Source organism: Rhizobium sp. WSM1274 (genome assembly GCF_025200775.1).
GTDB classification, from domain to species: Bacteria; Pseudomonadota; Alphaproteobacteria; order Rhizobiales; family Rhizobiaceae; genus Rhizobium; species Rhizobium leguminosarum_I.
Map to the genome: position 1 here is coordinate 1097673 of NZ_CP104138.1, position 18070 is coordinate 1115742.

An 18070-nucleotide genomic window follows, 5' to 3' on the forward strand; every position below is an offset into this window, starting at 1 on the left:
GCCTTGCAAAACGTCAACCCCGTTGGCTTTCCCCGCGTGACGCGTTATGGCTGCCTCTTCCCGCCAGCATCCGGATAAAAGCTCATGACCAATCCCGTCACCGTCGAAGTCACCCGCGGCCTGCTCGTCGAAAGTCGTCATCGCGGCGCGGTGGCTGTGGTCGATGGCGACGGCAAGCTCGTCTTCTCGCTGGGTGACATCGAGGCCGCCATTTTCCCGCGTTCGTCCTGCAAGGCGATGCAGGCGCTGTCGCTGGTCGAGAGTGGTGCGGCCGATGCCTATGGCTTCGGTGACAAGGAATTGGCGCTGGCCTGCGCCTCGCATAATGGCGAGGACGAGCATGTGGCGCTGGCCCACTCCATGCTGACGCGCGCGGGTCGCGATGCCCAAGCGCTGGAATGCGGCGCCCACTGGTCGATGAGCCAGAAGATCCTGATCCAGCAGGCCCGGACGCTCGAGGCGCCGACCGCGCTGCACAACAATTGCTCGGGAAAACATGCCGGTTTCATCTGCGCCTGCTGCCATCAGGACCTCGATCCGAAGGGTTACGTTGGCTATCAGCACCCGCTGCAGGTCGAGATCCGCGCGGCGATGGAAAGCCTGACAGGCGCCGTGCTTGGCGCCGATAGCTGCGGCACCGACGGCTGTTCTATCCCGACCTATGCCGTGCCGCTGCGCAGCCTTGCCCACGGTTTTGCCAAAATGACGACTGGCATTGGTCTGGAACCCTTGCGCGCCAAGGCATGCCGCCGGCTGATCGAGGCCTGTATGGCCGAGCCCTTCTATGTCGCGGGGTCCGGCCGCGCCTGCACGGCGCTGATGCAGATCGCCCCCGGCCGTATCTTCTGCAAGACAGGTGCCGAAGGCGTCTTCTGCGCCGCGATCCCGGAAAAGGGCATTGCCATCGCTCTCAAATGCGAGGATGGCATGACCCGCGCCGCCGAAGCCATGGTGGCGGCGACACTCGCCCGTTTCTTCGAGATGGACGATGAGGTGCATGCGGGCCTGATGGCCTATGCCTCAACGCCGATGCGCAATTGGAACGGCATCCATGTCGGCGATGTCAGGGTCACCTCCGCCTTGGTCGGGTGAGTGCGAACTGGCATATATAAGTTATTAGAAAAATAAGAATTACCTAATATAAAAGGGTACGTCCTGCGATCGCGGATGCACCCTTTCGCGGCGACGTGAGCACAGTCCTGGAAGCCATGGGGGCAGGGCATGTTTGCAGGCCGCTATCTCTGGTGGATGCTGATAGGCATCGGCATCTTCATGTTCGCCACGTTGAGCCTCGATTATATCACCTGGCTCACGATCCAACTGTCCGGCTGCGGCGATATGGCCGGCACCTGCGAGCCGGTTCTCCGGCTGATATCGGGCGTGCTCAAACCCGCCTGCATCTGGGCTGCGATCGGCATACTCTTCATGGCGACCCTGCTCCGTCTTCACACGCTCTCGCTCATCTGGTTGTGGGGGCCGATCGTCGCCATCTGGTTCATTGCCTCGACGCCGATCCTCTTCTTCCTGGCGGCGGACGCAAGGGCTCTGACGCAACTCGACACGCTGGCGGCGCTGCCCATCGCCTCGTTGTTTCTGGCAGCTTTCGTCGCCTATCTCGTGATTGTCATCGAGGACGGAGACACGCACCCGCTTGCAGCGTCGGTGCCGTTGCGCCTCACACTCCGCCTGACGGCGGTCTACGGCGCGCTTGCCGGCGTGGCCTTCATGCCGGAACTGTCGCGGATCGCCGGGACGCTGCTCGACATGCCGGCACTTTCCGTCGTCATCGCGCTGGCGCAGCCGTATCTGCAGACGGTGCTGACTTTTGGAACCGGCAGCATGGCGCCGACCTATGCCGTATTGGCAACCTTTATCGCGGCCCTTGCCGCTAGCCTTCTGCCGCATGCTGCTGTGCCGCAGCCCTCCCGCAGCACCATCATGCTGCGGCGATCACGCCGTTGAGATCGCGATAGGGTTTCAGCTGTTCGGCCGTCATCTCCGCCGGCACGATCAGCCCCGCCACCTCGGAAATGCCAAGCACGGGGCAGGGCGAGACGAGGTCGAACTTCTCCTCGGTCAGCAGCACGTGCGTTTCGGCCGCGCAGCGCGCGATGTGCCGCTTGATCGCCGCTTCCTCGAAATCGCCAGTGGAAAGCCCGTGCACTGGATGGGCGGCCGTCACCCCGAGGAAGAACAGGTCGGGGCGAAGCTGCGAGATCGCCGCCATAGCCGCTGCCCCCGTCGCCACCATCGAATGTTTGTAAAGCCGTCCGCCGGTGAGGATCACCTCGGCCGTCGGGTGGTGTTCGAGCTCGGCGGCGATCGTCGGGCTGTGGGTCGCAACCGTCAGCGGCATGTCGCGCGGCAAGTGTCTGGCGATCTCCGCCGTCGTCGTGCCGCCATCGAGGAAGATCATCTGGCCCGGCTTGACCATCGCCGCCGCCGCTGCCCCGAGCCGCGCCTTGATCTCAGACGAGACACTGCGCCGTGCGGTAAAGTCAGGCAAATCAGGCGCCAGCGGCATCGCCCCGCCATGCACCCGTTTCAACAGCCCCTCCGCCGCCATTTCCCTGAGGTCCCGGCGGATCGTGTCCTCCGAAAGCGCGAAATCCTCGGCCACGCGCTTGGCGATCACCTGGCCGTCACGGCGCAGGATGTCGAGGATGAGGGTCTTGCGTTGGGTTGTCAGCATCGGTTCTCTGCACGAAATTAAACATAATAGCCCGATGTTGCACGAAGCGACTCGACATTCAAGAAATATCGTGCATTTTCACGAAATCCCGTGCATGAGGCCGGGAGTGCTCACGCAGAAGCGGAGCGAAGGAGTGGATCATGTTGATTTTGATTGCCGGGCCTTATCGGTCGGGAACGGGCGACGACCCGGAAAAGATGGCCGCCAACCTGAAGCGGCTGGAAGCGCCTTCGCACGCGCTGTTTGCAGCCGGCCATGTGCCGATGATCGGCGAATGGGTTGCCCTGCCGATCTGGCACGCCGCCGGCGGCAGGTCGGTCGGCGACGCGCTCTACGAAGAGATCTTCCACCCGGTCGCCGGCCGGCTGCTGCAGCTCTGCGAGGGTGTGCTGCGCTTACCCGGCGATTCCAAGGGGGCCGACAACGACGTCCGCATCGCCAGGGAACGCGGTATCCCGGTCTGGCATAGTCTCGAAGACGTGCCGGGCTGCGGCTGAGAAGGATTAGCAGATTTGCCCCTCACCCTAACCCTCTCCCCGTAAAAACGGGGCGAGGGGACGTGCCCTGCGAGAGGTGAGTGAGGAACCGAGAGGTTGCGGGCTATCCCCCTTCGCCCCGCGAGCGGGAGAAGGTGGCGGCAGCCGGATGAGGGGCGCGACACGGCACATCGATTACGGACGATCAAAACCCAATCCCGCCAGTTCCGACCCGCGCACCGCTACGCTATAACCCTTGCCGAAAGGGAGTCGAGAACCATGCTGACATTGTACTACGCGCCGGGAACCTGCGCACTCGCAAGCCTTATTGCCCTGGAAGAATCCGGCCTGGCCTTCGAAGTCAAGAAGATCAGCCTCCGCGATGGCGAGCAGCGTTCGCCGGACTATTTGAAGATCAACCCGAAGGGCCGGGTGCCGGCATTGGTCACCGATTATGGCGTGCTGACGGAAACGCCGGCGATCCTGGCCTATATCGCCCAGAGCGCGCCGGCCGCGAAGCTGGCGCCGCTTGACGATCCTTTCGAATTTGCCAGGCTCCAGTCCTTTAACAGCTATATCTGCTCGACCGTGCATGTGAACCATGCCCATCGTCCGCGCGGCTCGCGCTGGGCGGACGAGCCGCTGGCAATCGAGGCGATGAAGTCCAAGGTGCCTGGGAATATGGCCGATTGTTTCACGCTGATCGAGCAGACCATGTTTGAAGGCCCATGGGTGATGGGCGAAGCCTATTCGCTCGCCGATCCCTATCTCTTCGTGATGACCGACTGGCTGCCGTCGGATGGCGTCGATCCCGCCCGGTTCGAAAAGGCAAGCGACCATCACGCCCGCATGCTGCAGCGTCCCGCCGTGCAGCGGGCGCTGGCCTACGATCGGGTCTGATCCTTAAATCCGGCGGCAAGCTTCTTCGGCGCCCGGAACAGCCAGGCGCCGACCAGCCGCAGCCGCAATTCCTCGTCGCCGATCACGGCGGCGCGTACCGGCAGATGCGGCCAGCCGACATAATGATCGGTTTGAAAATAGACGTCGGGCGCCATCTCCAGCAGGTGATCCTTGTCGTCGAGCGAAATCGAGATCACGATCGTCTCGGCATTCTTCACCGCGACAAAGCTCTTGCCGCCGACTTTCAGTGCCGGACTGCCATAGGAGGTGCTCTCCTCGACATCGGGCAACCCGGCTTCCGCCGCCAGCCGCTTCAGACGTTCGAAGATCGCATCGACATCACAGGCCATGGTTCCGCCCTTTCTGCCAGGGCGAACCTACCATATCTTCAGGCGCATTTCGCCAGCGGCGGTTTGGCCTCTTTGGGAAAGCCGGCTGGCATCCCGAGCGGCAGATCGGCGATCTCGCGCAGCGACATGCGTTCGACCTCAGGATGCCGGAGCGGATCGTCCTTCCAGGCGGGAGCATCGCCAATTTCCGCGGTGCCCACAGGAAGAACTGGTCTCAAGAAAAACTTCAGCAACGACATGGCATGCCTCGCTTTCTCAATGGCGCGGAACAGATAGTGCAGTGGCTAACGCCCTCTGAACCATCGCATCTCCCGCAGACTGCATGTTCGAATGGATTGGCTATGCTTGCAATGTCGGCCTCAACAGGCAGATTTTCAATTGAGATTAATGCGGCGGCGCTATAGAAAAACTATATGAAGAACCTGAATATGGTCCATCTCAACGGCCTGCGCGCGCTGGAAGCCGTCGGCCGTCTCGGCTCGCTCCAGGCCGCCGCCGACGAACTCGGCGTCTCGGTCGGCGCCGTCAGTCAGCAGGTTATCAAGGCCGAAGCCCAGCTCGGCCAGGTGATCTTCGAGCGCACCGCCAGGGGCATGATCGCCACCGAAGCCGGCCGGCCGGTGCTGCTCGCGCTCGACGAGGGGTTCGCCCGTCTTTCGGCGGCGGTGTCGATCGCGAGCCGCAGGGACGATTCGATCCTGACGATCTCGGTGGCCCCGGTTTTCGCCGCCCGCTGGCTCGTCTATCGGCTCGATCGCTTCGCCGAGCGCCATCCAGACATCAAGCTGCGGCTGGATGCAACCACCAATCTCGTCAATCCGGCGCTTTGCGACGTCGATATCGGGATCCGCGTCGGCAGCGGCAAATGGCCTGACGTGAAGGCCGAACTGCTGCTGGCACAGGAGGTCTTTCCCGTCTGTTCTCCGGAGATGGCGGCGACATTGAAAGAGCCCGCCGATATCCTTCAACTGCCTGCCATCATCGATGGCCATGCCATGTTCACCTGGGAGGTCTGGATGCGTGAGGTCGGACTATCAGGTGCTACGCTTTCGACCCGTCACGTCTTCAACGATGCCTCGCTCTGCCTCGATGCGGCGATCGCCGGCCAGGGCGTCATGCTCGCCTGGCAGACCCTTGCCGCCTTTGCTCTTGCTGAAGGCCGGCTCGCCGCCCCTTTCGGCATTCGCGCGCCGACCGGCTTCGGTCATTACTTCGTCACTGCTGAAGGCACGCGCGAACCGAAGAAGGTCAAGGATTTCAAGGCCTGGATCCGCGAGGAAATGGCCGGCACGCTCACGCTCTTCCAGTAGCCCTCAAACCTCGATCGGCTCCTTGCCGCGGGTCGCCTGCATCTCCTTGTAGGCCGGGCGGGACTGGCAGCGCTCGATCCAGGCTTTGATATTCGGATGCGTTTGGAAAAGCGCCTCCTCGGTCTGGGCGTAGCGCAACACCTCGGCGAGGTTGAGATCGGCGACGGTGAAGCGGTCGCCGACGATCCATTGCCGGCCGGCAAGATGGCCTTCGAGAACCGCCAGCGGCCTGCGCAGCGAGCGGCAGGAAACCGCGATCGTCTGCTTGCCCTCTTCGCTGTTTTCGAGCCCGTTATCATAGGTCAGCACGATCTTCACCGTAAGCGGCTCGACCTGCGAAGCCGCCCAGACCGTCCACATAGTCAGCAATCCGTCTTCCTCGACGGTTTGGCCGGAAAGCGGTCCGCCATATCGACGCGCGAGATAAGGATTGATCGCCAGCGACTCGTGCATGACGAGATCGCCATCCCGAATGCTGGGGATCTGCGCCATCGGGTTGACGGCGATGAATTCCGACGACTGCGTGTTGAGCGGCGCCTCGGGCGCTAGCGGATCCGCCAGCCGCCGTGCTTGCAGCACCGGCACCGAGCGGAATTCGACCCCAAGCTCCTCCGCCATCCAATAGACGCGGGAGGCGCGCGAGCGATAAACTCCGTAGATTGTCAGCATGCCCATATCCCTCGATGTGTCCGGGAGAGCGTAAATGGCGGATCGGCGTGGGAAAAGTCCTTGTGGCTGATGGGATGATGAAAGCTTTTGATGGCCTTCAGGAAATGCGGTTTCTCTCGACGGTCAACTGCGCATAGGGCGAACCGCCGCCCGCCATCTCGCCGGAGACCTTCTTCTCCCACTGAAAGCCTAAAACCGCGCCTTCGGCGGTCTCCTGGAAAACATTATCGGTGATGACGGCGGTCCCGGCGCCATCGGCGACCGAGACGGCGCATCCCACAGGCGCCTTGCGCACCACGTTGCCCGTCACAACGACGTTGCGCAGATACGGACCCCAGCCGATCTGCAGGCCCCAGCGCGGCGCGCCTTCGATCACATTTCCCGAAATCAGCGTATCGGCCTCCGCCGCAATGCCGATGCCGAAACCGACTTCGTGCTTGTAAGGTCCCTTCAGCGTCAGGTTGCGCACGACATTGCCGGTGACGCTCGCCAGCCGGCCACCCTCGTCGAAATTGGCGATCGAAATGCCGTTTGCCGCCCCGTCGATCATGTTGGCGGAAACGACGGCGCCTTCGAAGGCGAATTCGACATAGATCGCCGTCTCGCCGGAACGCCGGCACTGGTTGCTGCTGATCTGAATGTCCGAGGCCGAATTGGCGCGGATCGCCGTGAAGGCGCAGTCGGAGATGTGGTTGTTCGCCACCATCACCCCGTCGGAGCGGAAGATGTTGATGCCGTTACCGTTTTGCCCGGTGCCGCCATCATTGGCGCGGATGTTGGTTATGCGGTTGCCGGAGACAACGGTGCCGTCCTCCGCCTTCTTCCAGCGATGTACGAGGATGCCGCCATTGCCGCAATCCGAGACCGTGTTGCCGGTGACCGAGAGGGTGGTGGAGTCCACCGCGTAAAGCCCGGATTGGCCGGCCCCCGAAATGCGGCTGCGCTCGATCCGCCCGCCGCAGCGCTCCAGTTGCAGGCCGTGCTTGCGGCTGCCGCCGATCTCGCAATTGTCGATCAGCACCTCGTCGACGCCGGTAAATTGCAACAGCCCGCCGGCATAGTCGCCAAGCCAGCGGTTGCCGCCGTCGATGACGAGATTGGAAAGCTCGATCCGCCGCACGTTCTCGGCCGCAAACAGATGGCCTTCGCCGGTATAGACGATCCGGGAGGCGCCGGGCACGCCAGTGATACGCGTATTATCCGGCAAAGTGAGATTGGAGACCCGGTAGGTACCGGGCGGCAGGAAGACCGGTACGTTCTCGCGCGCCGCCTGCTCGATCATCTGCTGCAGGTTGCGGGTCTTGCGGTCGCCGCTTTCGGGAATGGCGCGATATTCCACCCCGTCGATTGCCCCGCGCAGATCGGGCTGAGCGGTCGCCGTCAGCGGCGAGGCAAGCGCGCGCGATGCCGCTCCCGCAACGGCCGAGGCGGCAAGAAAGAGAAGCATGTCGCGGCGTGAGGGCATCCCGGGATCTCTTGTTACAACGCGTCCGTAGCAGGAAACGTGCCAGGCGGGCATGTGTTTTTTCGGCGCAAGCTGGGCAAAGGCCGATGAAATAGCCGTTTATGACCGAGGCTGACAGCAGGATCTCGCCGCTTTTATTGTCCTCTTGTTCACTCTTTCATTTAAGCAAGCCGAAGGAAATGAGGACTACTTTTAAGGGAAATTCTATGGCGAGTGCGGGAAACGGCCTTCGGCCGCAGGGGGAATGGCATCATGCACGAATTGGCTGCCAGGCGATGGGAATCAACCGATGCCCTGACGGCCGAAACGCGACGCATCGTCGCCGCGACGGAGGCAATGATGGCATCGACCGCCCACCAGCTTTCCGAGGGCATCGAGAACCTGCGCCTCAAGGCGATCCTCCACGAACTTCCGGATTTCCTCTACGTCAAGGATCGTGACAGCCGCTTCGTCTTCGCCAACGCCGTCACCGCCAGCAGCCTTGGCTTGGAGAGCGCTGCACTGATCACCGGCAAGCGCGATTTCGACCTGTTCGATTTCGAGACGGCGTGCCGCCATTTCGACATCGAGCAGCAGATCATGGCGACGGGCCAAGCCCGCATCGACATGGAGGAATCCTACGTCCTTCCCGGCAGCAGAAGGCCGATTTGCCGACTGACCTCGAAGATACCACTGCGCAACGATCGCGGCGAGATCCTTGGTCTGATCGGTGTTTCCCGTGATATCACTGAACGCAAGCGCCAGGAGGATCTGCATCGCGGCCAGGCGAGCCTGCTCGAAATGATCGCCCGCAACGAGCCGTTGCCGATGATCCTCGAGGCGCTCGTACTGATGATCGAGGCGCAGCTGGATGGGATTGACGGATCGGTGCTGCTGCTCGACGGCGAGGGCACGAGGCTCTATCACGGTGCCTCTCCCAATCTCCCCGGCGGCTACAGCCGCCTCATCGATGGTGTCACGATCGGGCCCAAGGTCGGCTCCTGCGGCACCGCCGCGTGGCGCGGTCAGACCGTGATCGTCGACGACGTGATGAGCGATCCGCTCTGGGAGGATTTTCGCGCGTTGATCGCGCCGTTCGGCTTCCGCTCCTGCTGGTCGACGCCGATCGCCACATCGCAGAATAATGTGCTCGGCACGTTTGCGCTCTATTCCAGGGAAGTCCGCCGTCCCACCGAGCAAGAAATGACGCTGGTGGCGCTCGCCACCCATATCGCCGGCATCGCCATCGAACGCAAGCGTGTCGATGACCGCATTCATTTCATGGCCCATCATGACGATCTGACGGGCCTGCCGAACCGCGCTTTCCTGAAGGAACGGCTGGCGAGCATTCTCGACCGGGCCCGGCGCAACAACCGCAAGGTGACCGTCGCCTATATCGATCTCGACAATTTCAAGGATATCAACGACGGCCGCGGCCACGCCGCCGGCGACGAGGTTCTCAAAGAGATCGCCGCCCGCATGGCCAACAGCGTCAGGGCGTCCGATATGGTGGTGCGTCTCGGCGGCGACGAATTCATCGTCGTGCTGGTCCACCAGTCGAGCCACGATGCCGGCATCACGCGCCGCCTTCGCGATCTGCAAAAGGCGATCAACCGGCCGATCCGCGGCGCGGACGGCGAGATCACCGTCACCTCGAGCATCGGCGTTGCCGCCTTCCCCTTCGATGGAGCGACCTCGGAAGAGCTTCTCGCCAATGCCGACCGCGCCATGTACCGCGCCAAGGAACTCGGTCGCAATGCATTGCAACATCACGATGGCGGCGGCACGCCTGTGGGAATGCCGCTCGGCGAGCAGGAGGAGCTGCACCAGGCGATCACTGGCCAGCAGTTGTTCCTGCAATACCAGCCGCAGGTCGATGTCGCCACCGGGCGAATCACCGGGCTGGAGGCGCTGGTGCGCTGGAACCATCCGGCAAAGGGCAGGGTGCCGCCCGTTAATTTCATACCGCTTGCCGAAGAGACCGGCCTTATCGTTTCCCTCGGTCTCTGGGTGCTGAACGAGGCCTGCCGTCAGGCACGCCTCTGGCAGGACATGGGCCTGACGCCGCTGACGATCGCCGTTAACGTCTCTGCCAAGCAGTTCGCCGATCCGGATTTCGCAACCCATGTCACTGAAGCGCTGGAGCGCCACCGCCTGCAGTCCCGCTGGCTGGAGCTTGAAGTCACCGAAAGCGTGGTGATGCAGGATGCCGAACGCGCGCTCGCCATGATGGAAACGCTGCGGGGGCTGGGCGTCCGCCTGTCGATCGACGATTTCGGCTCCGGCTATTCCAGTCTGGCGGCGCTGAAGACCTTCCCCTTCGATCGCCTGAAAATGGACCGCTCGCTGGTCGAGGCGCTGCCGGGTGACAAAACCGCCGTCGCCATCGCCTCGGCAGTCATTTCGCTGGCGCAAACGCTGAAGCTCTCGGTTCTCGCCGAAGGCGTCGAGACCGACGCTCAGATGGATTTCCTGCGCCAGGCGCACTGCGAAGAGGCGCAAGGCTTCCGCTTCTCTAAACCGGTCTCCCCGGAGGAGATCCCGGCATTGCTGCGGGCGCGGAGCCTCTGAGCTCTATTTTACAAGCTTGCCGATCGCCTCGATCTCGTTCGTCCATATGCCCGCCGCATAGTTTGGCGGCAGCCGCGCCAGTTGCGCGGGGTCGTCGATGCCGGTGGAAAAATCGCTGCCGCGATAGGGGCCGAGCACGAAAACCTCGGTCCCGGCATCTGCCATCCGGTTGAGAAAACGATCCGGCCAGCCCCAGAGCCATGGCGCGATATTGATCGGTACCAGCATCATCGCATGTTTGCACTCGTTCGGCAGCAGGCCGGTCCAGCCATAGCCGATATAGCCGGTGAGGCAGCCCTTCAGGCTCTTGCGCGAGGCGGTCTTGATATCGGGCACGAGCCGGCGGAGCACGTCGATCGGCTCGTCACCGCCATAGACGATGATCTCGGCCCGCCGCTCAGTGGAAAGCCCGTTGAGCACGGTGGCGAGCTTTTTGCCCTCGGAGGGATCGCGGCTCTTGACGTTGATGAGGAAGCGCCGATCCGGAAAGGTCGAGAGTACCTCGGCTAGGGTTGGCATCATGCCGACGCCCCGGCCGCGAAAGGGAAAAGTCTTGCCGTCATCGGCGGTATAACCATAGCCGATGTCGAGCCTCTTCATGTCGGCCATCGAATGCTCGCGGGTGACGCCATGGCCGTCGGTGCGGCAATCGAGCGTCCAGTCGTGAAAAACTGCGAACTGCCCGTCCGTCGTCGGATGCACGTCGATCTCGATGATATCGGCGCCGGCCGCAAAGCCTGCCTGCATCGACGGAAGCGTGTTTTCGAGATAGCCGTGTTTCGGCGCCAGCATGCGGCTCGCCGTGCAGGTGTCGTTCTTGAGATCGGTCTCGTCGAACCGCTGTGCGATGCCGCGATGCGCAAGCAGCACCGGTTTTCCCGGCCGATGTTGCGCCAGCAGGCTGGTATTGTTGAGGTAGATGCCCTCCGCGGCGACGGCGATTGCCGCCGCACAATAGAAAAGCTTCCTGCCCAAAGTTGATCCCCCTCTGGTTGTATCGACGAGCAAGTGCTAGAAAGCGATTCCGGTTGTTCTTGGGCTGTTTTCCGGTTTTTCTATGCTGCGACGCCAATGAGACTGATCGCTATGGAATTTGACGACGGCGAGCTCATCCATTTCGAAGCGCACGGCGCGGCCCCATTGCCGCCGGCAGCGGTCGACGGTCATGTCGCGCATGACGGCGCCCGCATCTGGTATGCGAGTTACGGCGCCGGCCCTCCCGTCATTCTGCTGCATGGTGGCCTCGGCAACAGCGGCAACTGGGGCTATCAGGTCCCGGCACTCTTGCGCAGCGGCCGCCGCGTCGTGCTGATCGACAGCCGCGGCCATGGAAGAAGCAGCCGCGATGACCGTCCCTATACTTATGAGCTGATGGCTTCAGATGTGCTCGCCGTCATGGATGAGCTGCATCTCGACAAGGCGGCGATCGTCGGCTGGAGCGACGGCGCCTGCATCGCTCTGATTCTCGCCATGACGGCGCCGTCCCGTGTCGAGGGTGTCTTTTTCTTCGCCTGCAACATGGATCCGAGCGGCACGCGGGAATTCGCGCCGACACCGGTCATCGACCGTTGCTTCAGCCGTCATGCCCGGGATTATGCCGCATTGTCCGCCACTCCGGACGATTTCAATGCCTTCGTCGAGGCGGTCAGCCTGATGATGCGGACGGAGCCGAACTATCAGGCCGCCGACTTGGGCCTGATCCGCGTGCCGGTCGCGATCGTGCTTGGCGAGCACGACGAATTCATCAAGCCCGACCATGCCGAATATCTTGCCCGCAGCATTCCGAACGCCGAGATGATCTATCTCAAAGGCGTCAGCCATTTCGCACCGCTGCAGCGGCCGGCTGAGTTCAACGCCGCACTGGTCGCCTTCCTGGATGACATCGGCACACGAAAAAATGAAGACTTGCGGCGTTGAGCCGCGGCAGCGCAATTTCATAAGAATTCAGTAACTTTTTCGGAACTGCAAACGTAGGGTCCTGTGGGAAGGATTCGTTTTGTCGTTCGCTCACGAAGACCTTCGAGCCGCCGCCCGCTCAGGTGATTTCCTATGCATGGGCAGGTTGCGCGGCCCGATGGCGTGTGCTCGATCCGCGGCTCCTCCACTTGTCTTGAGAAGGCCCACGGAGCAGGAATGATCAGTATCGATATTGACGAGCGAGTTTCGATCGCGCGAAAATCCCTGAGCGACGCTATGAGTTTTCAGGCCTCGGGTGATCTCGAAAGCGCCGAGAAAGCCTATGTCCGAGTCCTCCACAAGGACTATCGCACGATAGACATCCTACCGCTTCTGGCGAGTGTCGTGGCAAAGAGAGGTGATGCAGAAACCGCTCTTTACTACTGGAACAAGCTGCTCGGCCTCAATCCCGGCCATCTCGTCGCCCTGATGGAAAAAGGTGCGCTGCTGCGTCAGCTCGGCCGGTCGGCGGAAGCGGTCGGCTGCTATGAGATGGCACGTGGCCTGTCACCCGAAAATCCTCTCGTGCGTAACAACCTCGCTGTCGCTCTGGCCGATTCCGGCCGGCAGCCGGAGGCGCTGGCGGAATTCCGTCATGTTCTGCGGTTGCAGCCGGACAATATCAATGCCCGGCATCAGATAAGACGGATCTCCTCGTTGATCGTGCCCTTCTGGCACATCGCCATGATGAACGACACTCGACGCAACGATGCCTTTGAAGCGGCAATCCGCCTTGCCATAGAGCTGCGCGGAGCCGATGCGCAGATCCTCGATATCGGCGCCGGGAGCGGCCTGCTGTCGATGATGGCGGCGCGCGCTGGCGCCACCAATATCGCGACCTGTGAGAGTGTGCCGGCCATAGCGCAGACGGCGGAGAGGATCATCGCCGCCAATGGCTATCGCGAACAGATCGACATCTTCGAAAAGCCCTCGACCGAACTTTCTGTCGGCAGAGAGATGAAAGCCCGCGCCGACATCCTGATTTCCGAGATTCTTTCGAGCGATCTCCTTGCCGAAGGCGTGCTGAAAACCTTCGAGGACGCCCACGCCCGACTGGTCCGCGAGGACGCGATCGTCATTCCACGCGCCGCCTCCGCCATCGGCTGCCTGGTTGCCAGCGAAACGCTCTCCAACTATGCCCATGTCGGCGAGGTCTCCGGCTTCGACATGTCGCAGTTCAATGCGCTTGCCCCTTTGCGCCTGCCCGTTCACGGCACGATGACCGAGTGGACCAGGCTTTCGGACGATTTCGAGATCGCTGCAGTGGATCTCACCGCCCGCAAACATTCTGCAGCGCTGCGTAAGATATCGGTGCCTGTGCAGGCAAACGGCACCGCCGTCGGGGTCGTCCAGTGGATGAAGGTCGATCTGATCGAGGGTGTGGTTTTCGATAACCACCCCGACGGCTATCATGATGGAGGATGGCTCCAGGTTCTTCACACTTTCCCGCAGCCGGTCGACGTCCATGCAGGTAGCTCGCTGGACATGCTGGTTGGCCACGACGGAACGAGCCTGCTGATGACGCCGATCGCCTGAGCAACGGCCTTCTGTCGCAGCCACGGAAGGTCAGCATGCCGTCTTCAGGAAAGGCGGCCATGCTCGGTACTGTCCGAGTGTTTTCGACCAACGTCACGACGGAGACGAGCTTGCGCAGTGATCGCTTCCGGTGCATTCGCCAGTCCCTTCTTCCCGCCCTCTGGCCTCGCGCCCATTTCCCGCTATCTCTCGTTTCATGAGACCTGATGCGCTGCTCTATCCCGCCCCGGAGGGGCTCTATTGCCCGGAAGGCGGCTTTTATGTCGATCCGGTGCGGCCCGTCGAGCAGGCGCTCGTCACCCATGGCCATTCGGATCACGCGCGCCCCGGCCATGTGAACGTGCTTGCCACCCGCCAGACGCTCGACATCATGCGCCTGCGTTACGGCGATGGTTTCTGCGCCAGCGAGCAGGTGGCCGCCTTCGGCGAGGAACTGCTGGCCAACGGCGTCAAGGTGAGCTTTCATCCCGCCGGCCATGTGCTCGGTTCCGCCCAGATCGCCATCGAGAAGAACGGCACCCGGATCGTCGTCTCCGGCGACTACAAACGCCGCCCCGACCCGACCTGCGCGGCCTATGTGCCGGTTGCCTGCGATGTCTTCATCACCGAGGCGACTTTCGGCCTGCCGGTCTTCCATCATCCCGATCCGATGGAGGAGACGGCCAAGCTGCTGGCATCGCTCAGGCAATTTCCCGAGCGCACCCATCTCGTCGGCGCCTATGCGCTCGGCAAGGCCCAGCGCGTCATCCGGCTGCTGCGCGATGCCGGTTATGCCGAACCGATCTATATCCACGGCGCCATGGAAAAACTCTGCGACTATTACATCGAGCAGGGCATCGATCTCGGCGAGCTGCTGCCGGCGACGATCGAAAGCCGCGACAAATCCGCCTTCAAGGGGGCGGTCGTCATTGGCCCGTCATCGGCCTTCGCCGATCGCTGGGCCCGGCGCTTTAACGAGCCGCTGCCGGCCTTCGCCTCCGGCTGGATGATGGTGCGCCAGCGCGCCAAACAACTCGGCGTCGAACTGCCGCTCGTCATATCCGATCATTGCGACTGGCCGGAGCTGACGGAAACCATCCGGGAATTGCACCCGGCCGAGGTCTGGGTGACGCATGGCCGCGAGGAGGCCCTGGTGCGCTGGTGCCAATTGCAGGGCATCAGGGCGAAACCGCTGCATCTGGTGGGTTATGAGGACGAGGGCGATTGAGGATGGAGTTTCTTGCTGAAAACCCCTCCCCAACCCCTCCCCACAAGGGGGAGGGGCTTAACGCGGGGCCCTCGCTGCATTCATCTTCCAGCGCCGAGCATGCGGTCGGCTTGTTGGTTTGCGAGGCGGTGCCACAGCTTAGTCCCTCCGCTTTGTGGGGAGGGGTTGGGGAGGGGCCTTTTCCATACGCCATTGGGGAGGGGGCTTCCTCAAGAGTCGGGAGGCACCCATGAAAGCCTTTGCCGATCTCCTCGACCGCCTGGTGCTCACCCCCAGCCGCAACGGCAAGCTGAAGCTTCTGACCGACTATTTCCGCGACACGCCGGATCCCGACCGCGGCTATGGCCTTGCCGCCATCGCCGGCACGCTGGAGGTGCGCAACGTCAAGCCCGCCATGCTGCGCGAGCTGGTACTCGAGCGCATGGACGAGGTGCTGTTCCGCTATTCCTATGATTATGTCGGTGATCTCGCCGAAACCATCTCGCTTGTCTGGGACAATGAAAGGGATATCGACCGTTCGGCGTTCGCCCAGCCGCGTCTCGGCGAGGTCGTTACCGGCATGAATGCGCTCGGCCGCACAGAAGTGCGCAGCTTCGTTCGCGACCTGCTCGACCGGCTGGATCCGTCCGGTCGTTTCGCCTTCATCAAGCTGGCGACCGGCGCCATGCGCATCGGCGTTTCCGCCCGCCTCGCCAAGCAGGCGCTGGCCGATCTCGGCGATAAAGACGTCACCGAGATCGAAACCCTCTGGCACGGCCTGCAGCCGCCTTATCAGACATTGTTCGAATGGCTGGCAGGTGGCGGCGAAAAACCGGTGCTTGCCACACCGGCGATCTTCCATTCCGTCATGCTCGCCAATGCAGTAGAGGAGGGCGACCTTACCGGCCTTGATCCGGCCGACTACGCCGCTGAATGGAAATGGGACGGCATCCGTGTCCAGCTCTCCCGCTCCGGCGACAGGCGCAAGATCTATTCCCGCTCGGGCGACGACATTTCAGGCGCCTTTCCCGATGTTCTCGACGCGATCAATTTTTCCGGTGTCGTCGACGGCGAAATGCTTGTCGGCGGCACTGCCCGCTCCAACAGCCCGACCCGCACCTTCTCCGACCTGCAACAGCGCCTGAACCGCAAGACGGTGACGTCGAAGATGCTTGGCGATTACCCCGCCTTCATCCGCGCCTATGACCTGCTCTTCGACGATGAGGAAGATATTCGCGGTCTTACCTATGTCGATCGCCGCGACCGGCTGACCGAGATCATCGATCGCGCCCCCCATGACCGTTTCGATCTCTCGCCGCTCGTGCCGTTCTCGTCGTGGGAAGAACTCGACGCTCTGCGTGCCGCCCCGCCTGATCCGGTCATCGAAGGGGTGATGATCAAACGCCGCGACAGCGTCTATCAGGCGGGCCGCATGAAGGGTCCCTGGTTCAAGTGGAAGCGTAACCCCTATAATGTCGATGCGGTGCTGATGTATGCCCAGCGCGGCCACGGCAAGCGCTCGAGTTACTATTCCGATTTCACCTTCGGCGTCTGGGCCGATGACCAGGACGGCGAACAGCTGGTGCCGGTGGGAAAGGCCTATTTCGGCTTCACCGATGCCGAACTCGAGGTGCTCGACAAGTTCGTGCGTGACAATACCACCGAGCGCTTCGGCCCGGTGCGGGCCGTGCGCGCCGATAAGGATTTCGGCTTCGTCATCGAAGTGGCCTTCGAGGGCATCAACCGCTCGACCCGGCACAAGTCGGGGGTCGCCATGCGCTTCCCCCGCATCGCCCGCCTTCGCCCCGACAAACCCTCCTACGAGGCAGACCGGCTGCGCACGCTGATCGCCATGATCGAGGCCAAGCCGGCGTGATGCTGCGCAAAATGACGCAGGGCAATATTTTCAACACGATGTGTATTGGCGGCAGCGATCTTCCGGTGCAGATTTTCCAGAGCATGATGGCGAAAAGTGTAAGCGGTTTTCGGACAGCATCATGCTCATTTAGAATGGCCGGGGAAATGATGGATGCTGCGTTATGAGCTCGCGTGAACAAAATTCCTTTCTCCATCAACGCCGTGCCGTTCTGGCGGGTCTTGCCGGTGCACTTGTCCTGCCGCGCATGGCGGCAGCTTTCGATGTCCCGGATGAGCCGCGCCTTGCCAAGCACGACTACGCCAAGGTCCGCCACCATTTCCGCACCAAGCTGTTGCAGAAGGGCCCGGCGCCCGACAAATACGAATCGCTGAATGCGCCTGCCGATGCCGACAAGATCTTCTACCGTTCCGGTTACGGCGAGCTGGAACTGGCGGCCTGGGTCTCGAAATACAAGCGCGAGCGCGCCGCCAAGCCTGCCGTGCTCTTCCTGCATGGCGGCAATGCCATGGGCATCGGCCACTGGCAGCTGATGAAACCCTATATGGATGCCGGTTATGTCGTGATGATGCCGTCGCTGCGCGGCGAAAACGGCCAGATGGGCAATTTCTCCGGATTTTACGACGAGGTCGACGACGTGCTCGCTGCCACCGAGCGCTTGGCGCATCTGCCGGGTGTCGATCCCGAACGCCTGTTTATCGCCGGCCACAGCATCGGCGGCACGCTGACCATGCTGACGGCGATGACTACCCATAAATTCCGCGCCGCCGCGCCGATTTCGGGCAACCCCGACGCCTTCCGCTTCTTCAACCGCTATCCGCAGGATATCCGCTTCGACGACAGCAATACGCATGAATTCGAGGTGCGTTCGGCGCTGTGCTACGCCCACAGCTTCAAATGTCCGGTCCGTGTCGTCCACGGTACGGAGGAGCCGCATTTCAACGATCGCGCCGATCTGCTTGCCCGCCGCGCCCGCGGCGCCGGCGTTCAGATCGAGACTGAAACCGTCGCCGGCAACCACACCTCGGCGCTGCCGACCGAGATCGAACAGAGCATCCGCTTTTTCCATGGGGTGGCGGCCTGAATCTTGCCGCCGCCTTAAAG

18 protein-coding genes are annotated in these 18070 nt (G+C 62.4%); 12 read left to right on the forward strand and 6 right to left on the reverse strand.

Features of this window, described 5'->3' with window-relative positions:
- The first annotated feature begins 84 nt into the window (after positions 1–84).
- Together N2600_RS05580 and N2600_RS05585 are read left to right on the forward strand one after the other, a co-directional pair.
- A complete protein-coding gene (locus tag N2600_RS05580) occupies positions 85–1092 on the forward strand; it encodes an asparaginase (protein WP_222386144.1) in 1008 nt (335 codons plus the stop codon).
- 129 nt (positions 1093–1221) lie between these two features.
- On the forward strand, positions 1222–1962 hold the full coding sequence (locus N2600_RS05585; RefSeq protein WP_260298358.1) for a hypothetical protein: 741 nt from the start codon (positions 1222–1224) through the stop codon (positions 1960–1962).
- Here N2600_RS05585 and N2600_RS05590 read toward each other — a convergent pair.
- The gene (locus tag N2600_RS05590; protein WP_222386146.1) at positions 1937–2692 is read right to left on the reverse strand and encodes a DeoR/GlpR family DNA-binding transcription regulator; all 756 of its coding nucleotides are present in this window, start codon (positions 2690–2692) and stop codon (positions 1937–1939) included. The genes N2600_RS05585 and N2600_RS05590 overlap by 26 nt on opposite strands.
- 140 nt (positions 2693–2832) lie before the next feature.
- Here N2600_RS05590 and N2600_RS05595 point away from each other — a divergent pair, with 140 nt between their 5' ends.
- Together N2600_RS05595 and N2600_RS05600 are read left to right on the forward strand one after the other, a co-directional pair.
- Positions 2833–3189 (forward strand): DUF4406 domain-containing protein, encoded by a 357-nt coding sequence (locus N2600_RS05595; RefSeq protein ID WP_222282068.1) that lies wholly within the window; start codon positions 2833–2835, stop codon positions 3187–3189.
- Positions 3190–3447: 258 nt separating this feature from the next.
- The gene (locus tag N2600_RS05600; RefSeq protein WP_222386147.1) at positions 3448–4068 is read left to right on the forward strand and encodes a glutathione S-transferase family protein; all 621 of its coding nucleotides are present in this window, start codon (positions 3448–3450) and stop codon (positions 4066–4068) included.
- On the opposite strand, the gene N2600_RS05605 is transcribed toward N2600_RS05600, so the two are convergent.
- Entirely contained in the window at positions 4053–4418 is a 366-nt protein-coding gene (locus N2600_RS05605; protein WP_222386148.1) for an MmcQ/YjbR family DNA-binding protein, read from the reverse strand. The genes N2600_RS05600 and N2600_RS05605 overlap by 16 nt on opposite strands.
- A 38-nt stretch (positions 4419–4456) precedes the next feature.
- Positions 4457–4657, reverse strand: coding sequence for a hypothetical protein (locus tag N2600_RS05610; protein WP_017963445.1), 201 nt, complete (start codon positions 4655–4657; stop codon positions 4457–4459).
- A gap of 174 nt (positions 4658–4831) precedes the next feature.
- Between N2600_RS05610 and N2600_RS05615 the strand changes: the two genes are divergently transcribed.
- The gene (locus N2600_RS05615; protein WP_222386149.1) at positions 4832–5728 is read left to right on the forward strand and encodes a LysR substrate-binding domain-containing protein; all 897 of its coding nucleotides are present in this window, start codon (positions 4832–4834) and stop codon (positions 5726–5728) included.
- A gap of 3 nt (positions 5729–5731) precedes the next feature.
- Here the strand turns inward: N2600_RS05615 and N2600_RS05620 are convergent, their stop codons facing one another.
- Together N2600_RS05620 and N2600_RS05625 are read right to left on the reverse strand one after the other, a co-directional pair.
- Positions 5732–6397 carry a glutathione S-transferase family protein gene (locus N2600_RS05620; RefSeq protein ID WP_260298361.1) on the reverse strand — a complete coding sequence of 222 codons (666 nt, stop codon included), beginning with the start codon at positions 6395–6397 and terminating at the stop codon, positions 5732–5734.
- Positions 6398–6494: 97 nt separating this feature from the next.
- Positions 6495–7862, reverse strand: coding sequence for a TIGR03808 family TAT-translocated repetitive protein (locus N2600_RS05625; RefSeq protein ID WP_222386151.1), 1368 nt, complete (start codon positions 7860–7862; stop codon positions 6495–6497).
- 252 nt (positions 7863–8114) lie between these two features.
- Between N2600_RS05625 and N2600_RS05630 the strand changes: the two genes are divergently transcribed.
- Positions 8115–10412 (forward strand): sensor domain-containing protein, encoded by a 2298-nt coding sequence (locus N2600_RS05630; RefSeq protein WP_260298362.1) that lies wholly within the window; start codon positions 8115–8117, stop codon positions 10410–10412.
- Between the two features lie 3 nt (positions 10413–10415).
- On the opposite strand, the gene N2600_RS05635 is transcribed toward N2600_RS05630, so the two are convergent.
- Positions 10416–11387, reverse strand: a complete 972-nt coding sequence (locus tag N2600_RS05635) for a glycerophosphodiester phosphodiesterase family protein (protein ID WP_260298363.1) — start codon at positions 11385–11387, stop codon at positions 10416–10418.
- Between the two features lie 111 nt (positions 11388–11498).
- Here N2600_RS05635 and N2600_RS05640 point away from each other — a divergent pair, with 111 nt between their 5' ends.
- The 6 genes from N2600_RS05640 to N2600_RS05665 all read left to right on the forward strand — a co-directional run bounded on the left by N2600_RS05640 (position 11499) and on the right by N2600_RS05665 (position 18050).
- Positions 11499–12329: an alpha/beta fold hydrolase gene (locus N2600_RS05640; RefSeq protein ID WP_260298365.1), complete on the forward strand. Its 831-nt coding sequence runs from the start codon at positions 11499–11501 to the stop codon at positions 12327–12329.
- 216 nt (positions 12330–12545) lie between these two features.
- On the forward strand, positions 12546–13904 hold the full coding sequence (locus N2600_RS05645; protein WP_260298367.1) for a tetratricopeptide repeat protein: 1359 nt from the start codon (positions 12546–12548) through the stop codon (positions 13902–13904).
- A gap of 196 nt (positions 13905–14100) precedes the next feature.
- Positions 14101–15111: a ligase-associated DNA damage response exonuclease gene (locus N2600_RS05650; RefSeq protein WP_260298368.1), complete on the forward strand. Its 1011-nt coding sequence runs from the start codon at positions 14101–14103 to the stop codon at positions 15109–15111.
- Between the two features lie 229 nt (positions 15112–15340).
- A complete protein-coding gene (locus N2600_RS05655; RefSeq protein WP_260298371.1) occupies positions 15341–16966 on the forward strand; it encodes a cisplatin damage response ATP-dependent DNA ligase in 1626 nt (541 codons plus the stop codon).
- Positions 16963–17133 carry a hypothetical protein gene (locus N2600_RS05660; RefSeq protein ID WP_162118049.1) on the forward strand — a complete coding sequence of 57 codons (171 nt, stop codon included), beginning with the start codon at positions 16963–16965 and terminating at the stop codon, positions 17131–17133. The genes N2600_RS05655 and N2600_RS05660 overlap by 4 nt, the downstream gene beginning before the upstream one ends.
- Positions 17130–18050, forward strand: a complete 921-nt coding sequence (locus N2600_RS05665) for an alpha/beta hydrolase family protein (RefSeq protein WP_260298372.1) — start codon at positions 17130–17132, stop codon at positions 18048–18050. The genes N2600_RS05660 and N2600_RS05665 overlap by 4 nt, the downstream gene beginning before the upstream one ends.
- Positions 18051–18070 lie beyond the last annotated feature (20 nt).

Coding starts and splice junctions, on each gene's coding strand:
- N2600_RS05615 (WP_222386149.1), top strand. CDS start 4,832: ATGAAGAACCTGAATATGGTCCATCTCAACGGCCTGCGCGCGCTGGAA.
- N2600_RS05655 (WP_260298371.1), top strand. CDS start 15,341: ATGAAAGCCTTTGCCGATCTCCTCGACCGCCTGGTGCTCACCCCCAGC.
- N2600_RS05630 (WP_260298362.1), top strand. CDS start 8,115: ATGCACGAATTGGCTGCCAGGCGATGGGAATCAACCGATGCCCTGACG.
- N2600_RS05640 (WP_260298365.1), top strand. CDS start 11,499: ATGGAATTTGACGACGGCGAGCTCATCCATTTCGAAGCGCACGGCGCG.
- N2600_RS05665 (WP_260298372.1), top strand. CDS start 17,130: ATGAGCTCGCGTGAACAAAATTCCTTTCTCCATCAACGCCGTGCCGTT.
- N2600_RS05605 (WP_222386148.1), bottom strand. CDS start 4,418: ATGGCCTGTGATGTCGATGCGATCTTCGAACGTCTGAAGCGGCTGGCG.
- N2600_RS05590 (WP_222386146.1), bottom strand. CDS start 2,692: ATGCTGACAACCCAACGCAAGACCCTCATCCTCGACATCCTGCGCCGT.
- N2600_RS05580 (WP_222386144.1), top strand. CDS start 85: ATGACCAATCCCGTCACCGTCGAAGTCACCCGCGGCCTGCTCGTCGAA.
- N2600_RS05645 (WP_260298367.1), top strand. CDS start 12,546: ATGATCAGTATCGATATTGACGAGCGAGTTTCGATCGCGCGAAAATCC.
- N2600_RS05625 (WP_222386151.1), bottom strand. CDS start 7,862: ATGCCCTCACGCCGCGACATGCTTCTCTTTCTTGCCGCCTCGGCCGTT.
- N2600_RS05585 (WP_260298358.1), top strand. CDS start 1,222: ATGTTTGCAGGCCGCTATCTCTGGTGGATGCTGATAGGCATCGGCATC.
- N2600_RS05650 (WP_260298368.1), top strand. CDS start 14,101: ATGAGACCTGATGCGCTGCTCTATCCCGCCCCGGAGGGGCTCTATTGC.
- N2600_RS05610 (WP_017963445.1), bottom strand. CDS start 4,657: ATGTCGTTGCTGAAGTTTTTCTTGAGACCAGTTCTTCCTGTGGGCACC.
- N2600_RS05620 (WP_260298361.1), bottom strand. CDS start 6,397: ATGCTGACAATCTACGGAGTTTATCGCTCGCGCGCCTCCCGCGTCTAT.
- N2600_RS05600 (WP_222386147.1), top strand. CDS start 3,448: ATGCTGACATTGTACTACGCGCCGGGAACCTGCGCACTCGCAAGCCTT.
- N2600_RS05595 (WP_222282068.1), top strand. CDS start 2,833: ATGTTGATTTTGATTGCCGGGCCTTATCGGTCGGGAACGGGCGACGAC.